The 18,705-nt window shown below is 37.1% G+C and carries 16 protein-coding genes and 1 pseudogene; 6 read left to right on the forward strand and 11 right to left on the reverse strand.

Features of this window, described 5'->3' with window-relative positions:
• Positions 1-405: 405 nt before the first annotated feature.
• The 7 genes from ABDZ84_RS10670 to ABDZ84_RS10700 form a co-directional block, all read right to left on the reverse strand.
• Complete coding sequence (locus tag ABDZ84_RS10670) at positions 406-1,929, reverse strand: AbgT family transporter (protein ID WP_026681860.1); 1,524 nt, start codon at positions 1,927-1,929, stop codon at positions 406-408.
• Between the two features lie 348 nt (positions 1,930-2,277).
• Positions 2,278-2,475, reverse strand: a complete 198-nt coding sequence (locus ABDZ84_RS10675; RefSeq protein WP_166529915.1) for a hypothetical protein — start codon at positions 2,473-2,475, stop codon at positions 2,278-2,280.
• Between the two features lie 397 nt (positions 2,476-2,872).
• Positions 2,873-4,381 carry an amidase gene (locus tag ABDZ84_RS10680; protein WP_343781428.1) on the reverse strand — a complete coding sequence of 503 codons (1,509 nt, stop codon included), beginning with the start codon at positions 4,379-4,381 and terminating at the stop codon, positions 2,873-2,875.
• 66 nt (positions 4,382-4,447) lie between these two features.
• Positions 4,448-4,615, reverse strand: coding sequence for a hypothetical protein (locus ABDZ84_RS10685; RefSeq protein WP_343781430.1), 168 nt, complete (start codon positions 4,613-4,615; stop codon positions 4,448-4,450).
• A 1-nt stretch (position 4,616) separates the two neighbouring features.
• Positions 4,617-5,804 carry a Ger(x)C family spore germination protein gene (locus ABDZ84_RS10690; protein ID WP_343781432.1) on the reverse strand — a complete coding sequence of 396 codons (1,188 nt, stop codon included), beginning with the start codon at positions 5,802-5,804 and terminating at the stop codon, positions 4,617-4,619.
• The gene (locus tag ABDZ84_RS10695; protein WP_343781434.1) at positions 5,797-6,900 is read right to left on the reverse strand and encodes a GerAB/ArcD/ProY family transporter; all 1,104 of its coding nucleotides are present in this window, start codon (positions 6,898-6,900) and stop codon (positions 5,797-5,799) included. The genes ABDZ84_RS10690 and ABDZ84_RS10695 overlap by 8 nt, the downstream gene beginning before the upstream one ends.
• Positions 6,897-8,450, reverse strand: a complete 1,554-nt coding sequence (locus tag ABDZ84_RS10700) for a spore germination protein (protein ID WP_343781436.1) — start codon at positions 8,448-8,450, stop codon at positions 6,897-6,899. The genes ABDZ84_RS10695 and ABDZ84_RS10700 overlap by 4 nt, the downstream gene beginning before the upstream one ends.
• A gap of 175 nt (positions 8,451-8,625) precedes the next feature.
• On the opposite strand from ABDZ84_RS10700, the gene ABDZ84_RS10705 reads away from it, so the two are divergent.
• Both ABDZ84_RS10705 and ABDZ84_RS10710 read left to right on the forward strand, forming a co-directional pair.
• Entirely contained in the window at positions 8,626-9,630 is a 1,005-nt protein-coding gene (locus tag ABDZ84_RS10705; RefSeq protein ID WP_166530838.1) for a DUF3231 family protein, read from the forward strand.
• 8 nt (positions 9,631-9,638) lie between these two features.
• Positions 9,639-10,136, forward strand: a complete 498-nt coding sequence (locus ABDZ84_RS10710) for a hypothetical protein (protein ID WP_343781439.1) — start codon at positions 9,639-9,641, stop codon at positions 10,134-10,136.
• Positions 10,137-10,184: 48 nt separating this feature from the next.
• Here ABDZ84_RS10710 and ABDZ84_RS10715 read toward each other — a convergent pair whose 3' ends face one another.
• Positions 10,185-11,882: a methyl-accepting chemotaxis protein gene (locus ABDZ84_RS10715; protein ID WP_121604599.1), complete on the reverse strand. Its 1,698-nt coding sequence runs from the start codon at positions 11,880-11,882 to the stop codon at positions 10,185-10,187.
• A 200-nt stretch (positions 11,883-12,082) separates the two neighbouring features.
• Here ABDZ84_RS10715 and ABDZ84_RS10720 point away from each other — a divergent pair, with 200 nt between their 5' ends.
• Complete coding sequence (locus tag ABDZ84_RS10720) at positions 12,083-12,673, forward strand: TetR/AcrR family transcriptional regulator (RefSeq protein WP_121604598.1); 591 nt, start codon at positions 12,083-12,085, stop codon at positions 12,671-12,673.
• A 64-nt stretch (positions 12,674-12,737) separates the two neighbouring features.
• Here ABDZ84_RS10720 and ABDZ84_RS10725 read toward each other — a convergent pair whose 3' ends face one another.
• From ABDZ84_RS10725 to ABDZ84_RS10735, 3 genes are all read right to left on the reverse strand, one after another.
• The gene (locus ABDZ84_RS10725; RefSeq protein WP_026681851.1) at positions 12,738-13,484 is read right to left on the reverse strand and encodes an SDR family NAD(P)-dependent oxidoreductase; all 747 of its coding nucleotides are present in this window, start codon (positions 13,482-13,484) and stop codon (positions 12,738-12,740) included.
• A 394-nt stretch (positions 13,485-13,878) separates the two neighbouring features.
• Positions 13,879-15,921, reverse strand: a complete 2,043-nt coding sequence (locus ABDZ84_RS10730; protein ID WP_343781443.1) for a catalase — start codon at positions 15,919-15,921, stop codon at positions 13,879-13,881.
• 346 nt (positions 15,922-16,267) lie between these two features.
• Entirely contained in the window at positions 16,268-16,594 is a 327-nt protein-coding gene (locus ABDZ84_RS10735) for a MazG nucleotide pyrophosphohydrolase domain-containing protein (protein ID WP_121604597.1), read from the reverse strand.
• A gap of 241 nt (positions 16,595-16,835) precedes the next feature.
• On the opposite strand from ABDZ84_RS10735, the gene ABDZ84_RS10740 reads away from it, so the two are divergent.
• The 3 genes and pseudogenes from ABDZ84_RS10740 to ABDZ84_RS10750 form a co-directional block, all read left to right on the forward strand.
• Positions 16,836-17,444 carry a hypothetical protein gene (locus tag ABDZ84_RS10740; RefSeq protein WP_343781446.1) on the forward strand — a complete coding sequence of 203 codons (609 nt, stop codon included), beginning with the start codon at positions 16,836-16,838 and terminating at the stop codon, positions 17,442-17,444.
• A gap of 289 nt (positions 17,445-17,733) precedes the next feature.
• On the forward strand, positions 17,734-18,066 hold the full coding sequence (locus ABDZ84_RS10745) for a hypothetical protein (RefSeq protein WP_166530834.1): 333 nt from the start codon (positions 17,734-17,736) through the stop codon (positions 18,064-18,066).
• Between the two features lie 116 nt (positions 18,067-18,182).
• A pseudogene (locus ABDZ84_RS10750) lies at positions 18,183-18,628 on the forward strand (carbon starvation CstA family protein); the annotation flags it as partial.
• Positions 18,629-18,705: the final 77 nt, after the last annotated feature.

An 18,705-nucleotide genomic window follows, 5' to 3' on the forward strand; every position in this document is an offset into this window, starting at 1 on the left:
CATTTATAATGTCAGAATAACGAATAACTTTTTGGTTTTTAAAATATCCTGCTTAACTTGACGGCTATGGACCGTGCCCGCGGTAAGCGTACCGCCTGAAGTGTAAGATAACAAGGGCATACCGCTCGCCGTTCTCCATCCCTATTGAATACTATTTCTTAGTTAGTCGGCACTAAATTTATACAGGATAACATTCATGACCAACGTCATTTAACAAAGAGCCAATTTGCAAAACTATTTTTTACCTAAAAAAGAGCGCAAACGCCCGATTAGAAGCGTAGCGACTGGAGTTGCACGCAGCTCAACAAGCGCATATTTATCCACATGGGCAAATTTTGCAATTTCCTAAACTATAAAAAAATCGAGTATTATACCTTTAACAGGCTATACTCGATTTTAAAGACCTTAGTTATACAATATTGGTGCACCTGGTCCAAGCTCGATACCAAGCAGCATCCACACGACAAGCATAATCGTCCATCCAATAAGGAAGAAAATGGAATACGGTAGCATCGTTGAAATTAACGTACCAATTCCCATTTTTTTATCATATTTTTGTGCGAACGCAATAATAATTGCAAAGTAAGTCATCAGTGGAGAAATAATATTCGTTGAAGAATCTGCAATACGATACGCCATTTGTGTTAACTCTGGCGAATAGCCTAGTTGCATCATAATTGGTACGAAGATCGGAGCCATCATCGCCCATTTTGCCGAGGCACTACCAATAAAGATATTAATAAAGGCTGCCAATACGATAAATACGAGCACCAATGGGATTCCTGTTAAATTAATATTTTGTAAAAACTCTGCACCATATACGCCTAGCACTAACCCCATGTTAGATTCATTAAAATATGCAACAAACTGTCCCGCGGTAAAAGCTAATACGATAAACATGCCCATGGAAGCCATTGTATCTGACAATTGCCCAGCTACATCTTTATCATTTTTAATTGCTTTTGTTACCTTCCCGTACACGAGACCAGGAATAAAGAAGAGAATAGCAATAATTGGTACCAATGAATCCATAAATGGTGAATCAATAATTGGCTGATCACCTGTTCCACGCATAGGAGCTCCTTCAGGTACGATGAGTAAGGCGGTTAAAATGACAGCAATAATAATCGATACAACAGACCAAATTAATCCTTTTTTCTCTATACTGGTTAGCTTCTCAATCTTCTCTCGATACTCCCCTTTGTATTCTCCTAAACGGGGCTCTACAACACGTTCCGTAACCCATGTACCAATAATGGTAAGCACAAAAACGGATACAATGATAAACCACCAGTTCATGGCAATACTCATTGACTCTGCATAAGCTGGATCAATGACAGCAGCACCGGCAATCGTTAACTCTCCGAGTAAAGCATCTGTTCCCGATAAAAATAAATTTGCACTAAATCCGCCAGATACTCCCGCGAAAGCTGCTGCCAGACCGGCTAATGGATGACGACCAATTGCCGCAAATAATAATGCACCAAGCGGTGGTAATACGACATATCCAGCATCCGATGCTACGCTTGACATGATCCCAGCAAACACCAAACCTAATGTTATAAAACGATTCGGTACGGACAGGACAAACCCACGAAGCAATGCACTAATGAGACCAGAGCGTTCTGCAATTCCAATACCTAACATGGTAACTAATACTACTCCAAGTGGGGCAAACCCAATGAAGTTGTCCGTCATGCTAGTGAAAATATATTGTATCCCTTCCGCATTTAGCAAATTTTTAATTTCTACCATCTTCCCCTCTTCTCCGGGATGCTCTACACTAATTCCTAGAGGAGAAAGAGCTGCTGATAATAGCAATACAATTAATGCCAATATTGCGAATAATGTAACTGGGTGTGGTAACTTATTTCCAACTACTTCAATGCCATCCAACGAGCGTTGGAATACACCTTTCTTCTTCCCCATATCATTTCTCCTTTCTCTTGTTGTCAAATGGGTAATATTCTGAAAATAACCCTAAAATGTAAGCGCATGTAATCCATTATATAAGGCATATCCATAAATGGAAATAGAAACAAAATAAGTAAAAATAATAATATTTTTCCCAATATTATTCTAATTACAAAAAATGTATTTGTGCCAATACTACTACATGAAGGCTTATATCGCTATGACCACCTTCACCATTTGATACGTATATGCTCCGTAAATAGACTTAAGACAGATTAAAAAAAAACGGAGCAAAATTCGCTCAGTCCTTATCACTACATGCTCAGATTTACGCTTCCTCTAGTAGCTATTATGGAATAATAGCTACTGCTTGACCACCATTCCGGCTGCCCACTTCCCTTTCCGTGGGGTTTGTCCTTCCGCTAACTTTTTTAGCAAAACCCGCTCAAAAAAGTGGATCTTCAGGTCAAACATTTCCCACAGGAGTTGAAGTGGCCGGCCTTCGCTATTATCAGGCTCTACAACGCTAGCATGAAGTAACACAGCTGCTTTTATACTCACGGATAGCGATTTTCACTTTACCCATTGTAAAAAAAGTCAACCTATTACGTATGACAAGAATTGTTGTACCTTCTCATAGCGGAGACTAATTACGTAGACTCCTGCGGGATTAGCGCGAGCCGAAAATCCACTTTGCAACGTGTTCTTCTTTGCAAAGTTAGTTGAGGCCGTGCCCCGCGGAAAGCGAAGTAATTAGTCGGAGCATTGCCAATATACATCAAACATTTCAGAATAACTACTTGGCTTAACGCAGTCATTGCACTGATTTATACTTTCTTAACTTATGAAAAAAGGAAGAAATACCGGTGTAGTTTGGTTATCTTTTAAGACAGGATGACTTCTGAGACATACCTATCTATACACCGAGGCTATTTCTCCCCTTTTTCTATTCACATCATTACTCTAGCTTCCGTTTAAAATAAGGATTTCCCTTCTGTCCGATCCATAAATCGGATTTTTCCATATGATAGGCAAGTTGCAACAAGCGGTGCTCCTCTCCTTTTCCAGCCATCACTTGAACGCCAAGTGGTAAACCATTATCTGATACATAAACAGGTATCGACATTGCCGGCTGTCCAGTTAAATTAGCCAGTTGTGTAAATGGAGTATAGGTTAAACTAGGTAAAAACATATCATAAATAATGTCCTGCTGCTCTTCGATTCTAGCTAATTGCATCTGTTCAATTAGCCGATCCTTCTCAGCACTGCTCCAAGTGAGTTCTCCTACCTTCGGTGCCGTATACGCAGATGCAGGTGTAATAAAAAAATCGTACCTTTGATGAAAGGTAGCCATCTGTTCAGCGGCAGTATCCCATGATGCAAGGCTAGCAGAAAAGGCAGCTGCTGAAACGGATTGACCAGCAAAATTCAGTAACCATGTCTCCACCTCTACATCATCCGTATCAATCGGGCGACCAATTGATTGCTCGACACTGTTTATCATAGTTGCTATTTCGCCACTGTTCATTAGATAATAGTTTTGCATTAATTGCTTCCCATCAACCTTGGGCTCTGCTTCCTCTACATGAAACCCTTGTTCCTCCAACCAATTTACAGTATCCATAACGGCAATCTTTGCATCGTGTGAAACAGGGGTACCAACTGGCGATTTCGTCGTAAAAGCAATCCGCAACTGTTTCGGTAAATGTTGCTGTATAAATAGCTTATATTCTTCTGAAAATAGTTGCGCTTGAAATGCAGCTTCTGGTTGGATCGTTTGTAATATATCCAGCATACTCGCACTATCTCTAACCGAACGAGTTAGTACAAAATCTATCGCTGCACCATGCCATTGCCGACCAACCCCAGGACCTACCGGAGTTCGTCCCCTCGTTGGTTTTAAACCAAATAATCCCGTAAATGATGCAGGGATGCGAATGGATCCACCACCATCGCTTGCACCAGCAAGCGGGACAATACCTGAAGCGATAGCCGCTGCCGATCCACCACTTGATCCACCAGGAGAGTAGTTTTGATCCCATGGATTCTTTGTTGGCCCATCAACCTCTGGTTCTGTTATATTTTTCAACCCAAATTCGGGTGTATTCGTATGGCCCATGAACTGGAAACCTGCATCTCGAAAAGCTGTAACAAAATGCGCATCCTCATTAGCAATAGACGTTTGTAATAATCTGGAGCCTGAGGTGATTTTTTCTCCAGCTAATCGCTGTGATATATTCTTTAATAGTACTGGAACTCCAGCAAATGGCCGTTGGAAGGATATTTCCTTTTGTGCTTCAGAAAACGCCTTCTCTCTTCTATGTTGAACAACCGCATTTAAGTTAGGATTCACACGATCAAGTTGTTGAAAGCTTACCTCTAGTAATTCTTTGGGAGTTACTTCCTTTTTCCTAATTAATTCAGCTAAAGCGGTAGCATCCATTTTTATGTATTCTTGAACATTCACTGCTATACCTCTTTTCTCCATGATGCCATTAGTGTATCACTGAATGTTCAAGTTACCAAATCTAATCTATTCTTTTTCATAATTGCTTGCATCGTCTTTTTTCTTCCAAGGCGGATCGCCTAATTTATGAATTTTCATATTCATTTTTGCAATTGCAAACGGGACTAGAAAAGCGAAAGCCATGTATATATACGTTTTGAAGCTCGGTAAATTGTTTACAAGATTATGCCACATGCTAATCATCTCCCGTCGTCTTCACTTTATCTGATGAACCAACCATTTGTACCTTTGCTGTCACATTGATATTAATCTTGCTTTGAGAATAATAATTTTCTCCTTTATCCCAATCATCCTTCACTGTATTCCAAAATGTATAATGTTTCTGATATAATTTGTCACCAACACCGATAACATCAACTTTTAGCTCTTTTTGCAGTTTATCTTTTGTTTGAGTAGTCATTTTTTCTATTTTATCTTCTACAGCCTTTTCTACTTTCTTTATATACGAATCCATACGTACGCTTGCCTTACCAAACCGTTCCGCTACATTTCCATTTACATGAATATCAATTGCTACGTCGATGTCAGTTTTATCTTTTGGAGTCACCTGGATACCTCGATCTACACTCTTTAATTCCACTGTAACCATTTCGCCATTTACGTTTACTTTAATGGACCCATCTGTACTCGTTTCTGTTAAAAACGCTAGCCCTTTAGCTTCCTCACCCATTAAGGAATCAACCATCTCGTTTGTCACACCATAAAAAACTGCTGCTCCTTTATATTGGATAAATTTATCGGCAAAATGTACCTCTGGGATACTATAGCTCCGTTCGCTTAATAGCAGCTCTTGTAATTCTCCAATATGAACGGGCTTTAATGATCCAGCATTCTTATAATTATTTTCCATCAAGGAATCCAAATACAGTGCAGGTATTTTCTCGTTGTCAGGCACTATGTCTAGTATCTGTCTTGCTTCCCCTTCAGCAATTACGATACGGATACCTCTCCGCATTTCATGATCGCGGATAAATAAGTCCATAATACTGCCAAACAGATTGGGTTCCTTCACTACATCCTCAGATACAATTAGAACCTTTAAATGCTGATAAAAAGGTACTTGACTAGTTAATGTAGCCATTTCACGATTGACTTGAAAAAGACTTTCTCCAGTAGCAGATATATTTAGATACGCCTTCTGTCCCCCACCTCTTCCTTGCATCGGAGCACCTAAGCCTGAAGGAACAACGAATTGGCTTGTCAACATTAACTCATAGGAACCATCTGCTTTCTTTTCTACTAAATCGATAGCGGATCCAACTGCGAAGCCTCGATTTTCGATTTCTACCCGATCCCAGCAGCCCGCTAATGCTAATGTCAGCAAACAATAATAGAGAAGGAATACCAGCTTTCTTTTAGGCATTTGATCTTCTCCTTTTAATAAGCGACATGATAACTAACAGAACGGTAACAAATAAGGTGACTAAAAGACTGTAAGAACTAACAAATTTACCAAGCTGAACTACCGTTATTAAATCTTGAGGGAACATCCCAACAAGATATATTAATGGAGTAAGAATATATACTAGTTGAATCTTTTTTAATTTCGAAACAGATTCTAAGGCAAATACCGTTACATCAAAGGACATAGCAGTTGTATTAAAGATTGACATAATCCAGATCACAAAAAAGATAGAGTCAAAGCGCTCGAAAAATCCACCCGGAACCTCGATTTCTTTAGCTAATTCAATAATGGGATAGTTTAAATTTGCGGTTGCTAAATTGCCAAATACACCTAAACATAACAGATAGATAAGGATGTATAAAGCAGGTACAATAGCCATACCAATTGCTGCCATCTTCGGAGCCTTTTTAGGCTTACGAACAATGGAGGTATAAAAAAGTAAAATGGCCGAACCAGTAAAAGAAAATGAACTTGTTTGCATTGCCTTTAAATGCCCAGTTAAATCCGTTTTAAAAACAGGCAGATAATTGTCAACACTAAACCAAGCGACTGCGAACCCACCAACAAGCATAGTTATAAAGATAATAATCGGGAAAAACATCATGTTTAACCGGAAGAGCCCTGCTCTAGATCCAGCTATTGCATAAACAACAACCAGTAAAAACGATAATGCAATAACTTCTACTGGAGTCTGATCAAATAAGTATTCCTTCGCAATATCAGAAATAACCCTTATCATAAATGCCGTTAATACAAACCCCTGCAGCGCAAGTAGAATGGTAAGCACGGTAGCAATTGGTCGTGTTACGAGTGATGAAGCATAGCTGAAAAAGGATTGATGTGGATAAGTAGAAGCAAGCTTTGCAATTATCCAAGCAAAGCCAATAAATAGAACACCAACTATGAAAATAGGTAACCAACCATCCGCTGATACCGTATTTTTTGCAATTTCTCTAGGTAGAGAAAGGATACCAACACCGATAATGGTAGAAGGAACGGCTATCAATAATTCTTTATCACTAATTGTTTCATCGCCATATTCAAACCACTTCAAACCTTTTTCCCCTCCTTATCTCCAGCCTTCGAATCGATAGGCTGTAAGTATTCCGGACGCTTCGTTAGCATAGGTATCGGCACACGTAGGATTAGATCATCCCAGTCTCTAAAGAAGGTTGGCGCAAATGGTGCTGAATATGGAACACCAAAGCTCTTCAGATTTACAATATGAATATTGATCATAATATACGCGAGTACAATACCATATAATCCTAAGAAGGCAGCTGCTAACATAAACATAAACCGGATTAACCGAAAGGATATTGCTACACTATACAACGGAAGTGTAAAGGAAGCTACTGCCGTTAATGCAACTACGATTACCATAATCGGGCTGACCACGCCTGCGGAAACTGCTGCTTCACCAATTACCAAACCACCTACAATACCGATTGTTTGTCCAATTGTCTTTGGTAATCGCGCCCCTGCTTCCCGTAATAGCTCCATAGTAACTCCCATTAATACAGCTTCAACAAAAGCTGGAAACGGTACACCTTCCCTAGTAGCAGCTATGGAAAAGGCTAGCTGTGATGGTATCATTCCTTGATGAAAGGATACTAGTGCAATATATAACGCCGGAAGAAACATCGTAATAAAAGCCGCTAAATAACGCAGGCATCTTAATAACGTTCCAATTAGCCAGCGCTCATAATAATCTTCTGGAGATTGAAACGTATTGCCTATTGTTGTAGGTGCAATTAATACAAATGGTGTACCATCTAAAATGATGACAAACTTCCCCTGTGCTAGCCCAGCAGCTGCTTTATCTGGTCTTTCCGTATTATCTACCTGCGGAAAAGGTGATAAAAAACTATCCTCAATCCATTGTTCGATAAAACCAGATTCAAGCGCATCATCTGTATCAATCGCTTCTAATCGACGATTTACTTCCTTTAAGATATCTGGATGAATAATCCCTGATATATAAGCCACTACGAGCTTCTTTTTCGATCTTCTACCAATTTCATGGGTCTTAAAATGTAGATTTGGATCACGGATTTGCCGGCGAAGAAGCACCATATTTGTCCGTAAATTCTCAACAAATCCCTCTCTGGGACCTCGTATTAATGATTCCGAAACTGGTTCTTCTATCGAGCGATTTTCCCACATCTTTGTATCCAATAATAAAACACGATCAACGCCATCGAGGACAAACACAGAACTACCTGATAGTAGTGAAAGCATTAGTTCATCCATGGTATTCACATTTTGAATGCTTGTTAAACTGATTAGCTCTTCATGAATAATCGCAAGTAAATTTGGCTTATCTGTGTTTGTCAGCTCTTTATTTCTTTCGATAATCTCTAAATTTTTTAGAACATTTTCTTCTATCGTAGCCTTATCACTAAGACCATCTATGTAAACAATCGCGCACCTATGTTCTCCTAAATGGAATCTCCTCATAACTAAATCATTTGGAGAATCAAGCAACTCTTTAATACTTTCCAAGTTATCGTCAATATTCGCATCTAAATACCGGGAAAAATTCTCATCATTAGCGGTTATCCCTTTTTTACTTTTTCTTTTAAATATGGAGCGAGCAGCCACAGCATCACCTTCAATATAGAGTATTTCTCCTCTTTTTTTGCCCTACTTCCTACAAATTTATACCCATTGTTTTTTTCCTAAATACTGTATAATAATTCATTTTCCACAGAAACTACAAAAGATAGTTATTCAGACCTGTATAGAATGACACATATAATAGGAAGGAGTTTTACTTTTGGGAAATCATCAATCTATTGCTCTCTCTGCTGCTGATATATCTTCACTTTGGACTACATACCAAAGCGATACCGTAACAAGGTGTGGACTTCAATATTTTCTAAATCATGTAGAGGATACAGATATTCAACAGATACTCGAAGAGGCACATACTTTAGTAGAAAAGCATATTGCTCATATTGAAGAAATATTTCATTTAGAGGGTATACCAATCCCACATGGGTTCATGGATGAGGATGTTGATATTCACGCACCACGTCTCTTCTCTGATCACCTTTATTTAGAATATACACATAACATGACCATTCTAATGCTGAGCTCTTATAGTATGGCTCTATCCGTTGCAGATCGCGATGATGTTATTGACTATTATTCGACGAATCTTGAATTAGCTAAAGATCTCCATAAACGAACAAAAGAATTGGAAAAGGAAAAAGGTATATACATTCGTACTCCACGTATTCCGATACAATCGAATATAGAATTTATCCAAAAGAAAAACTTTATTTCCGGATGGTTCGGTGACCGCAGGCCATTACTTGGTATGGAAATAACTAATTTAGTCTTTCATGCTAAGCGAAACGCATTAGGACATGCAGTAATTACTGGTTTTAGCCAAGTAGCACAATCAAAAGAAGTTAGAAAGTTCTTTGAAAGAGGTAGGGATATTTCAGGGAAGCATTTAGAAGTATTTACATCTATTCTACATGAAGAATTTTTATCTGATGGAGCACTTCTATTGACTTCCGAAGTAATGGATTCAACAAAGCCACCATTTTCTGATCGATTAATGATGACCTTTGTTTCCACCCTCATCGCATCTAGTATAGGACAATATGGAGTTGCACTTTCTACTAGTCCACGTCATGACCTGAGCGTACAATATACCCGTTTAATCGCTGAAGTTGCCAAATATGCAGATGATGGAACGAAAATCCTGATTGAAAATGGTTGGTTAGAGCAACCACCAATGGCAGCTAATCGTAAAGAATTAGCGAAATAGGGCTTTGTATGGAGCAGAAATTATCAAAGAAGAGTAGAAAATTAGAAGTGCTGCTGTGGAGTATTGCATTACCAGGTTTTGGCCAGTTATTAAACCAAAAGTACGTAAAAGGTTTATTGTTAGTCGGACTAGAATTTATCATTAATATCATGGGGAACTTTAACCAGATTATTATTTTAAGCTTTCACTTTAGAATCGAAGAAGCAATCGAGGCAACGAATTATCTATGGCTGATGTTCTATCCTTGTCTATATTTTTTTAGTATTTGGGATGCCTATCGAGATGCTGGTGGTGGAAAAAGGCCGTTTGCATATCTTCCTCTTGTGTTCTCGGCATATTTTGTAACAGTAGGTTTAATATTTTCATCTAATCTTACATTATTTGGGAACTTAATCGGTCCTATGTGGTTGCCAATCTTATTTTTACCAATTGGCTTAGGTATTGGAGGAATTATTCAATGGATACTCCTAAAAGTACTTAAAAATAAAACGGATGCAAATGACTAAAAAGCTCTCGTGATAACTCGAGAGCTTTAAACGATTAAATATATTCTATTATCGTAGTTTAAATTTTTTTACAAGTTCATTTAAGTCTTCAGCAAGCTTTGCTAATTGCTGTGAACTATCGACTACTTCCTCCATTGAACTACTAGACTGCTGAGCTGCTGCAGATGTCTGTTCAATACCTGCAGACGACTCTTCCGTAATAGACGCAATCTCTTGAATAGATTCATTCATTTTATTACTATTTGAAGTCATTTCTGCTAGATTGTCAGCCATGCTATTTATTGTATGAACCATCTCCGTAACAAACATAGAAATTCCATTGAATGTTTCTTGAGTTGATTTAATCTGTGATGTCCCTTCTTCTACCTCTGTATAACTTCCTTGTAAAGATTCCGTTACAAGCGTTGAATTCTGTTGGATATTAGAAACGATTTTTGTAATATCTGTTACAGATTCACCTACCTGCTCAGCAAGCTTCCTTACTTCATCTGCCACTACAGCAAATCCTTTACCATGTTCTCCAGCTCGTGCAGCTTCGATGGCAGCATTTAATGCTAATAAATTTGTCTGATCCGCAATGTCTCTTATTACATTTACTAGACTAGATATTTCCTGTGATTGCACGTCTAGATCCTTCACTTTATGAACAGCATCTTTAACAATTTCATCGATTTTGACCATTTGGGCAGAAGAAGATTTCATCATTGAATCTCCTTCTTCAGTCATCGTTAAAATCTCATTTGATGCTTGTTGTATAAGTGCTCCTTTATCATTTGTTTCCCGAACCTTTGTTGTAAAGTTATCCATGTTCAAGGCAAGGTCACTCGCGTTGTTTGCTTGTGTTTCCGATCCAGCTGACAACTCTTGCATCGTAGTTGCTACTTGCTCTGATCCAGCTTTTACGTCATTCGCTGTTTGTGACAATGACTCGCTGTGATTACCTACCGTCTCAGAAACGGAACCAATTCTTCCCAGAAGTTGATTCGTATTTTGATTCATTTCATTGGTAGCATTTATTAACTGCCCTAATTCGTCCTTTAATGATGTTTGTAAAGGCTCATGATGGAGCTCACCTTTTGCGATTAATTTCATTCGTTTTGTTAGGTTAAAGATTGGCCTCGAAATAATACGAACAATAAATAGTTCTATAGCTATACTTATGATGGCTACTAACACGGTAACTACAATTATAACGATATGAGTAGATTTCCCATCGTCTATAATCGATTGCCCGTCATCCGTAATTTCTTCCTTCGTTACTGTAAGAGACTCTTCTAGCCTTGACCGAAATTCACTTTCTAATGGTTCTACCTCGCTTGTCATCTTCGTCATTGCTTGTTCTCTATTTCCAGCGTCATAAATAGAAAATACTGACTCTACCGATTCTTCCCATTGGTTTTTCATATGTATTAGTTCTTTAATCTCTTCATTATTACCATTTTTGGCAAGCTGTTCTTCTAACGTTTTGTTTTCTTCCTTTATTGCTTCATATCGCTGTTTATAATCAGCTGCATTATATAGTAAATATCCTCTAGCTAGCCCCGTTTGCTGTGCCAAATTTGCGTTTATTTCTTCAGCAACGCTAACATACGGTAGATCTTGCTCAATCATCTCTTCCACTTGATGATTTGTTTTGCCTACGAAAATAAAGTTATATATACCTAAGAGACAGCTTGAAATAATAACAATTGAAAAGCTTACATATAGCTTATTTTTTATATGCTTAAAATTCATTATTTTTTCCATCTACCCAAACCCCTTTTCAGATAAGATACTTCACAACCTCTATATGTGTTTTATCGGAATTATTTTTAGGTAAATGTATATCCTTTTTAATTTTTGTATAATTCAGTTTATTAAACAAGTTGTTTCTTTGATCTATGTTGCTTGAACAAGTATACTAATTATAGGAATTTTTGCAGTTTAGGATTTGAGGTTGGGTGAATTTGAAGAAGAAAAAAACTGGCGATCCCAGAATAAGAAGAACCATCGCGTTTTTAAAAAAATCCCTTATTCTTTTAATGAAAGAAAAACAGTTACATGAAATAACCATTAAAGATCTTTGTGAAAAAGCTGGAGTAACAAGACAAACATTCTATCTCCGATTCGATGATCTTGATCAATTTGTTCACTATGTTTCTAATTTAATACTTGAGGACTTTCATGAGAAGTTAGAGGTTAACGAATCGCAGACAGAGCTAAAAGATATGAATCTAGATAATTATACGATCTTTATCCGCCTGTTTGAGCATATCCTCGATAATCAAGCTTTTTATGAATCACTACTTGCTAAAAATACAGGATCTCCCTTCGCTACAGGCTTCAAAAAAGAACTCTATCATTTTATTGAAGCAGGGCTTTCGATGGTCTCTCCTAACGATGAAACTATAGCAGCACCAAGAGAAGTTATTATTGTATATACAACAGCTGCCTATTTTGAAGTCATCGTTTGGTGGATAAATAACAACTATCCTTATTCGAAAGAAAAAATGGCACAAATCTTACTTCACTTATCTGTTAAAGGTCCTTATAAATAAAAATAACCCAGCAATGTGCTAACTGGGTTATTTTTATTTATGTTAGAAAGCATTGACTACACTTCTATAAAGCGGTCCAACCACCATCGATAACTAACTCAGCTCCCGTCATAAAGCGAGATTCATCAGATGCAAGGAATAACGCGCCATATGCCACATCTTCTGGCTTGCCTAAATAAGGAAGCTGTGTAAATGTTTGATAGTATTGCATCGCATCTTTCATAGAAGGTGCTGTCATCGGTGTTTCAATAATTCCTGGATGCAATGAGTTAACGCGAATATGATCTTTTGCATAATCTACTGCTGCTGACTTAGATAAGGATCGAAGTGCACCTTTCGCTGCAGTATATGGGCTTGTCCCAGCCATTCCAACAATTCCCCCGATAGAAGAAATATTAATGACAGATCCTCCACCTTGTTTTTGCATTTCTGGAATGACATACTTCATCCCTATAACACAGCCATTCAAATTAATATCCATTACTTTATTCCATTCATTCATTTCCATTGTTGCAATGGTCTCTGGGCTAGATACACCAGCGTTATTTACCAAAATATCAATTTTTCCATATGCTTTCAGCGCTTCAGCAATGACCTGCTTCCACTCTTCCTCTGACGTAACATTATGTTGAAAGGCTATTGCATCTCCACCATTATCCTTTATATCATCTATTACTTTATTTAATAGATCTGTTTGAATATCAGTTGCAATAATTTTTGCTCCTTCTTCAGCAAATAGCTTTGCTTCCATTGCCCCCATGCCATTGGCAGCTCCGGTAATTAACGCTACCTTATTATCTAATCGACCCATGTTCCTCATCCCTTCTTAGAAAAGAATTTGTTTTACAGATGAAGTATATCATTTAAGTTGTTTAATTGACAAATAATTTACTTGGTGTAAATTATTAAAAGATGTCGTTTTTATCCTATAGGAAGAACGCTTCATTAGTTCCGTATAGAAAGGATGACTAGTATTCATTTTTTTATAACTAAAAGAGCTTATAGAAGGAACCTCTTGGTTATCTACAAGCTCTTTTTTACGCTACAACTATTTGTTTTTCGTGTACGAACGTCCTTCTTCCGTAGGCGTATTATAGTCCAACCCTTCCTCTATTGAAGGAGAGCTTTGTTCATATGATCATACAAATATTAATGGTGCTTAGTCACGCACAACTTTATAGTATCCTTTTCAATAGGACTTTTATCTAACCTCTTGCCCAAAAGCGCTGTTTCGTCATTGCTTTAATAAATTCATCTGCAAACAATTCTGATGTCTGCTCTATTAGCACACCAGGCTGACCATCTATGCCTAAAGATTCAATAATGGTAGAAGATTCCTCAGAAGCACCAATGGGTTTATAGTGATTATAAGATTCTACAACATAGGATTTTGTTTTCCAAATAAAATCATTTCCCATATGATCTCCACCTACAACATACAATCCATCATATAAAAGAGGAGAACCCGTCAAAAAGCTATTATCCACCTTCCACTTTTCCCCGTTCTCCCCTGTGACCGTTCCTAAATCTTTAGCAATCATTACTGGCTGAAGTCCTACTGCTTTCCATTGATTCAATATTGCCCTCGTTACGCTCTCGTTAAATCCTTGGCCAATAATTACACCTACACGCAACGTATCAGGACGAAATATTGTATTTGCCATGCTCACAGCTGGTGATTTCTTGGTTACCGTCGACGCTTCAACATCTGGAATCTCTGCACCAACATTTCGAGCCACACTAGCTGCCAATTTACTACTGATACGTCCTAACATATTTACTACCTGTTGTCTTACAGATATACTATTGACTTTCCCTAATTCAAAACTAAATGCATCAATGATGTGCTCTCGTTCAACCTTTGTCATACTATTCCAGAACAGACGAGCCTGTGAGAAATGATCCATAAAGCTCCTTGCTGTTGCCCTAATTTTTATGCCTTCGACTGCGGAAGGATAGGTTACATAACCGCCTTCACTACCTGGTACAGTATAAGGTGTATTATTCGTAAGGGAATTATTATGATAAGCAACCTGCCCTTTATCGATAGTAATTCTAGCAGCACCATCTCTCTGGTTATTATGAACAGGACAAATGGGTCGATTTATTGGCAGTTCTTTAAAATTGGTTCCTACTCTGTAAAACTGCGTATCTGTATAAGAAAACAAACGCCCTTGCAGCAATGGATCATTCGTAAAATCAATACCTCGAACAATATTACCTGGATGAAGTGCTAGTTGCTCCGTTTCTGCAAATACATTATCAACATTTTTATTTAGCGTCATCTTTCCAATGATTTGAACAGGAACATCTTCTTCTGGCCAAATTTTCGTTGAATCTAAAATATCGAAATCAAAATTAAATTCATCCTCTTCTTCAAGTACTTGAATCCCTAGTTCCCATTCTGGGTAATTGCCTGCTTCAATGTTCTCCCATAAATCTCGTCTATGATAATCAGCATCAGCCCCTCCAAGCTTTTGTGCTTCATCCCAAATTAAAGAATGAACCCCTAGCTTCGGTTTCCAATGAAACTTTACAAACCGTGATGTTCCCTCTTTATTTACGAAGCGAAAGGTATGTACACCAAACCCTTCCATCATTCGAAAGCTTCTAGGTATCGTACGATCAGACATAATCCACATCATCATATGTGCTGATTCTTGATTATTTGCAATGAAATCCCAAAATGTATCGTGTGCCGTTTGTCCTTGTGGTATTTCATTATGAGGCTCTGGTTTTACAGCATGTATGAGATCTGGAAACTTAATACCATCTTGAATAAAAAAGACAGGAATATTATTTCCTACTAAATCAAAATTCCCCTCTTCTGTGTAGAACTTTGTAGCAAACCCTCGTACATCACGATTGGTTTCATTCACACCTCTTGAACCCGCTACTTGAGAAAAACGAAGAAAAACAGGTGTCTTTACAGATGGGTCCTGCAAGAACTTTGCCGTTGTTAGCTTTTCTTGAGACTCATATACCTGAAAATAACCATGGGCTGCATAACCGCGAGCATGAACAACACGCTCTGGTATACGCTCGCGATCAAAGTGAGTCATCTTTTCACGCATCATAAAATCTTCTAAAAGCTGCGGTCCCCTAATCCCTGCTTTTAACGTATCCTCATCATTGGAAACTTTAACACTTTCTTCTGTAGTCATAATCTTTCCATAGTTATCCCTTACAAATTCATTCAACTGCTCTTGCTTTTTATTCTCATGTTTCCGTTCACTTTCTTTTCCCACGATGTAAACCTCCTCTTTCGATGCTTGAAAAAGCACATGATTCTACAATAGATTCTATTCTCTAAAAATAGAATTATTCAAAAAAGAGGAGATGGACAATCAATAGTTGACTATGAGTGAATATATGATGCTTTACAGTATGTGATACCAACAAGTGAAAATAGCCTGTTCCCTTCATTTAGCCTTTCATATTAAATTTTTCAAATTTATCGCTGCTACCCTTTCTTATAAAAAATCCATGTACAATAATACTGAAATGCGTCCTGCATCATGTCTTGTTGTATGATGAATAAATACAAAAAGTAGCCACAACGCTGCAGCTACTTTTTATGTAATGACAAATATACTATTCTTCATCGTCTAGATAGCGATTAGACAATTTCTCCTTATGTACTTGAAATACTTCTTCTAACGAAATATTATATTTGTTTGCAATCACTGTAACATTGCCCAGTACATCCCCAAGTTCTTCTATTAATTCTTGCTTATTTTCCTCGAAAGTATTATTTGCTTCATCGGGACGATCACGACCGATTTCTAGTGACCTTATCGCTCTCGCTACTTCCCCAGTTTCCTCCGCTAGAAAACCGATTCGAATAAATACATTTAAATTAGACCATCCTCGATGATTATAATAATCCTTTACCCATTTCTGCCATTGTTCTATATTCATTACCCATCCTCCCTTTTCACTAAAATACTAACATACCATACATGCTAATGTGCAAGACAAGTTTAGAGTTATGAAAAAATATAAGTCAGCCATTAAAACCCATAGATAGACGATGATTCCTATACCGAAGTGGGATAAAGTGTACTGATCAAGGAAATTTATAGGAACAATTGTAATAATTCACATAATCCTTCTATAATAGAATAAAGGAAGCATAAAATGATAAAAGGGGGAGTTATTGTTGGTAGACAAACAAGTTCAAAAAAGAGGCTGGAAACATTTCACTATTTTCACTATCATTGTAGGCTTGATTGTAGGAACTGCCTCTGTTATATCTGATAACTTATTTTTGCTTGATGACATATCATTTACTAAATTTGTTGTTTCCTATTTATCCATTATGATTAACTCCTTGCCAATGTGGTTTATATTAGCAATGTTTGTAGGCTATACATTTTCAAAAAGCTTGAAGGAAGCAGCTTTATTTGCAGTCATTTATACAATTGTTGCAATTACATTTTATTTTGTAATTGGCTATTTTTATGATGATAATGCAATCTCAACGCCTATTACTACATATGTAGAGTGGTATGGAGCTTCTGCGCTAGGAGGGATTATTGGTGGTGTTATTGGGTTCTTCCTAAGAAAAACACCATTTGTATTATTAATCTTACTTGCAGGCTTGCTTTTTCAATTATATATAAATGGTATGAGTAGTTGGAATAACATTATTGGTATATCACAAAATATTACCTTTTGTTTAATGATATTATCCATTCTTATTTACTTAGTTACTAGCAAAATAAGTAGTTGTCCAAAAACGCAGCTCCCTAATAGCATATCTAAATAAACGATTAATAAAAACAACTAACGAATACAGAAAAATTTTAAGCAAAGCAAAAAGGACAAGTGGTTTGATAACTCCTAACAATAGTTCCGTGTCTATTTGTACATGGATCTGTTATGAACTTCTTTAGTTCACTCCCAACTTCTTTGTATTGCCTTTAATTGCAGTGAATCTAGTGAAAAAATACAGAGATATTTTCGAGAACGCGAATATTCTAAGCAAATTCTCATTTAACACTTAGCAAAATCTCAGATTAATTCCTTATTTTGTTAATAAAGGAGTTGGATAAAAAATGAAAATTAGTGTTCTGGTAATTAGTTTACTATTACTTACTTCATGTAATGGAAGCTATCAATCATTAGTGAGTAAGAAGACCGAACAAGCACCTCTCTCTCACCAATCAGATCATCCATTACAAGATTTAGTTGAATATCCCATTATTAGCGATGTGGTCGACATGAAAGAAATGGATTGGGATATAACAAAAGATAATCTTTATAAACGCGTTATCCTTTTTAAAAAGAATGGTGAAATAAAATATAAATCAATTTATATTAAAAAAACCAATAGGTTAAAGCTAGTGAAACTTGATGAAGGACTTCTTTATAATGAAATTATCCAATAATTAACGATATTATCATATCGAATTTAGTTTGAGAAATAAATAAATAATAATAACCATATTTGCGGGCGCAGCACACGACTATTTAACAGGGTGATATCTATTCGAAATAGAGGAGCGCATATTCTAGTACAATAGCAGTTCTTGGAGCCATTGTACTGCCAATAACCTCAGGAGATACAGCGTTTCGTGCCGCTCGTTCTGTTATTGCTGACTACCTTAAACAAAAAAGTGTTTAACCGATTAGCCATAGCCGTTCCGTTGTTTATCACTTCTTATTCCTTAACGAAAATTGACTTTAATCTTCTTTGGAGATACTTCTCTTGGGCAAACTAAGCAACAGCCGAAATCGCACTTTGAATTGCAACTATGTATATTTAATCGATGATTCCAACCATTTTTTATGAGTTATATGGTTTTTGTTTATATCTTAAATGCGGAAATTGGTTTCCGTTTAGAGCTTCGTCTATCATTTATAATAGGTGCAATTTACAGTGATGCTTACTTTTTTGTTCTTAAAAAAGCAAAGGAAAATAAAGCAAACAAATTGGACGTAGATATGTAAACAATTAGTAAGGGGCTGGGACATAACTAGCCCTTATGAAGTTAAAAAAGATTCCAGTTATCAAAAAATGATAGCTG

The organism is Virgibacillus salarius (genome assembly GCF_039521925.1).
In the GTDB taxonomy this organism is placed as follows: Bacteria; Bacillota; Bacilli; order Bacillales; family Amphibacillaceae; genus Virgibacillus; species Virgibacillus salarius.

What these genes read in the sequence shown, in the direction of transcription:
- ABDZ84_RS10670 (WP_026681860.1), bottom strand. Translation starts at nt 1,929, where the DNA reads ATGGGGAAGAAGAAAGGTGTATTCCAACGCTCGTTGGATGGCATTGAA.
- ABDZ84_RS10685 (WP_343781430.1), bottom strand. Translation starts at nt 4,615, where the DNA reads ATGTGGCATAATCTTGTAAACAATTTACCGAGCTTCAAAACGTATATA.
- ABDZ84_RS10690 (WP_343781432.1), bottom strand. Translation starts at nt 5,804, where the DNA reads ATGCCTAAAAGAAAGCTGGTATTCCTTCTCTATTATTGTTTGCTGACA.
- ABDZ84_RS10710 (WP_343781439.1), top strand. Translation starts at nt 9,639, where the DNA reads ATGGAGCAGAAATTATCAAAGAAGAGTAGAAAATTAGAAGTGCTGCTG.
- ABDZ84_RS10715 (WP_121604599.1), bottom strand. Translation starts at nt 11,882, where the DNA reads ATGGAAAAAATAATGAATTTTAAGCATATAAAAAATAAGCTATATGTA.
- ABDZ84_RS10725 (WP_026681851.1), bottom strand. Translation starts at nt 13,484, where the DNA reads ATGGGTCGATTAGATAATAAGGTAGCGTTAATTACCGGAGCTGCCAAT.
- ABDZ84_RS10735 (WP_121604597.1), bottom strand. Translation starts at nt 16,594, where the DNA reads ATGAATATAGAACAATGGCAGAAATGGGTAAAGGATTATTATAATCAT.
- ABDZ84_RS10745 (WP_166530834.1), top strand. Translation starts at nt 17,734, where the DNA reads ATGAAAATTAGTGTTCTGGTAATTAGTTTACTATTACTTACTTCATGT.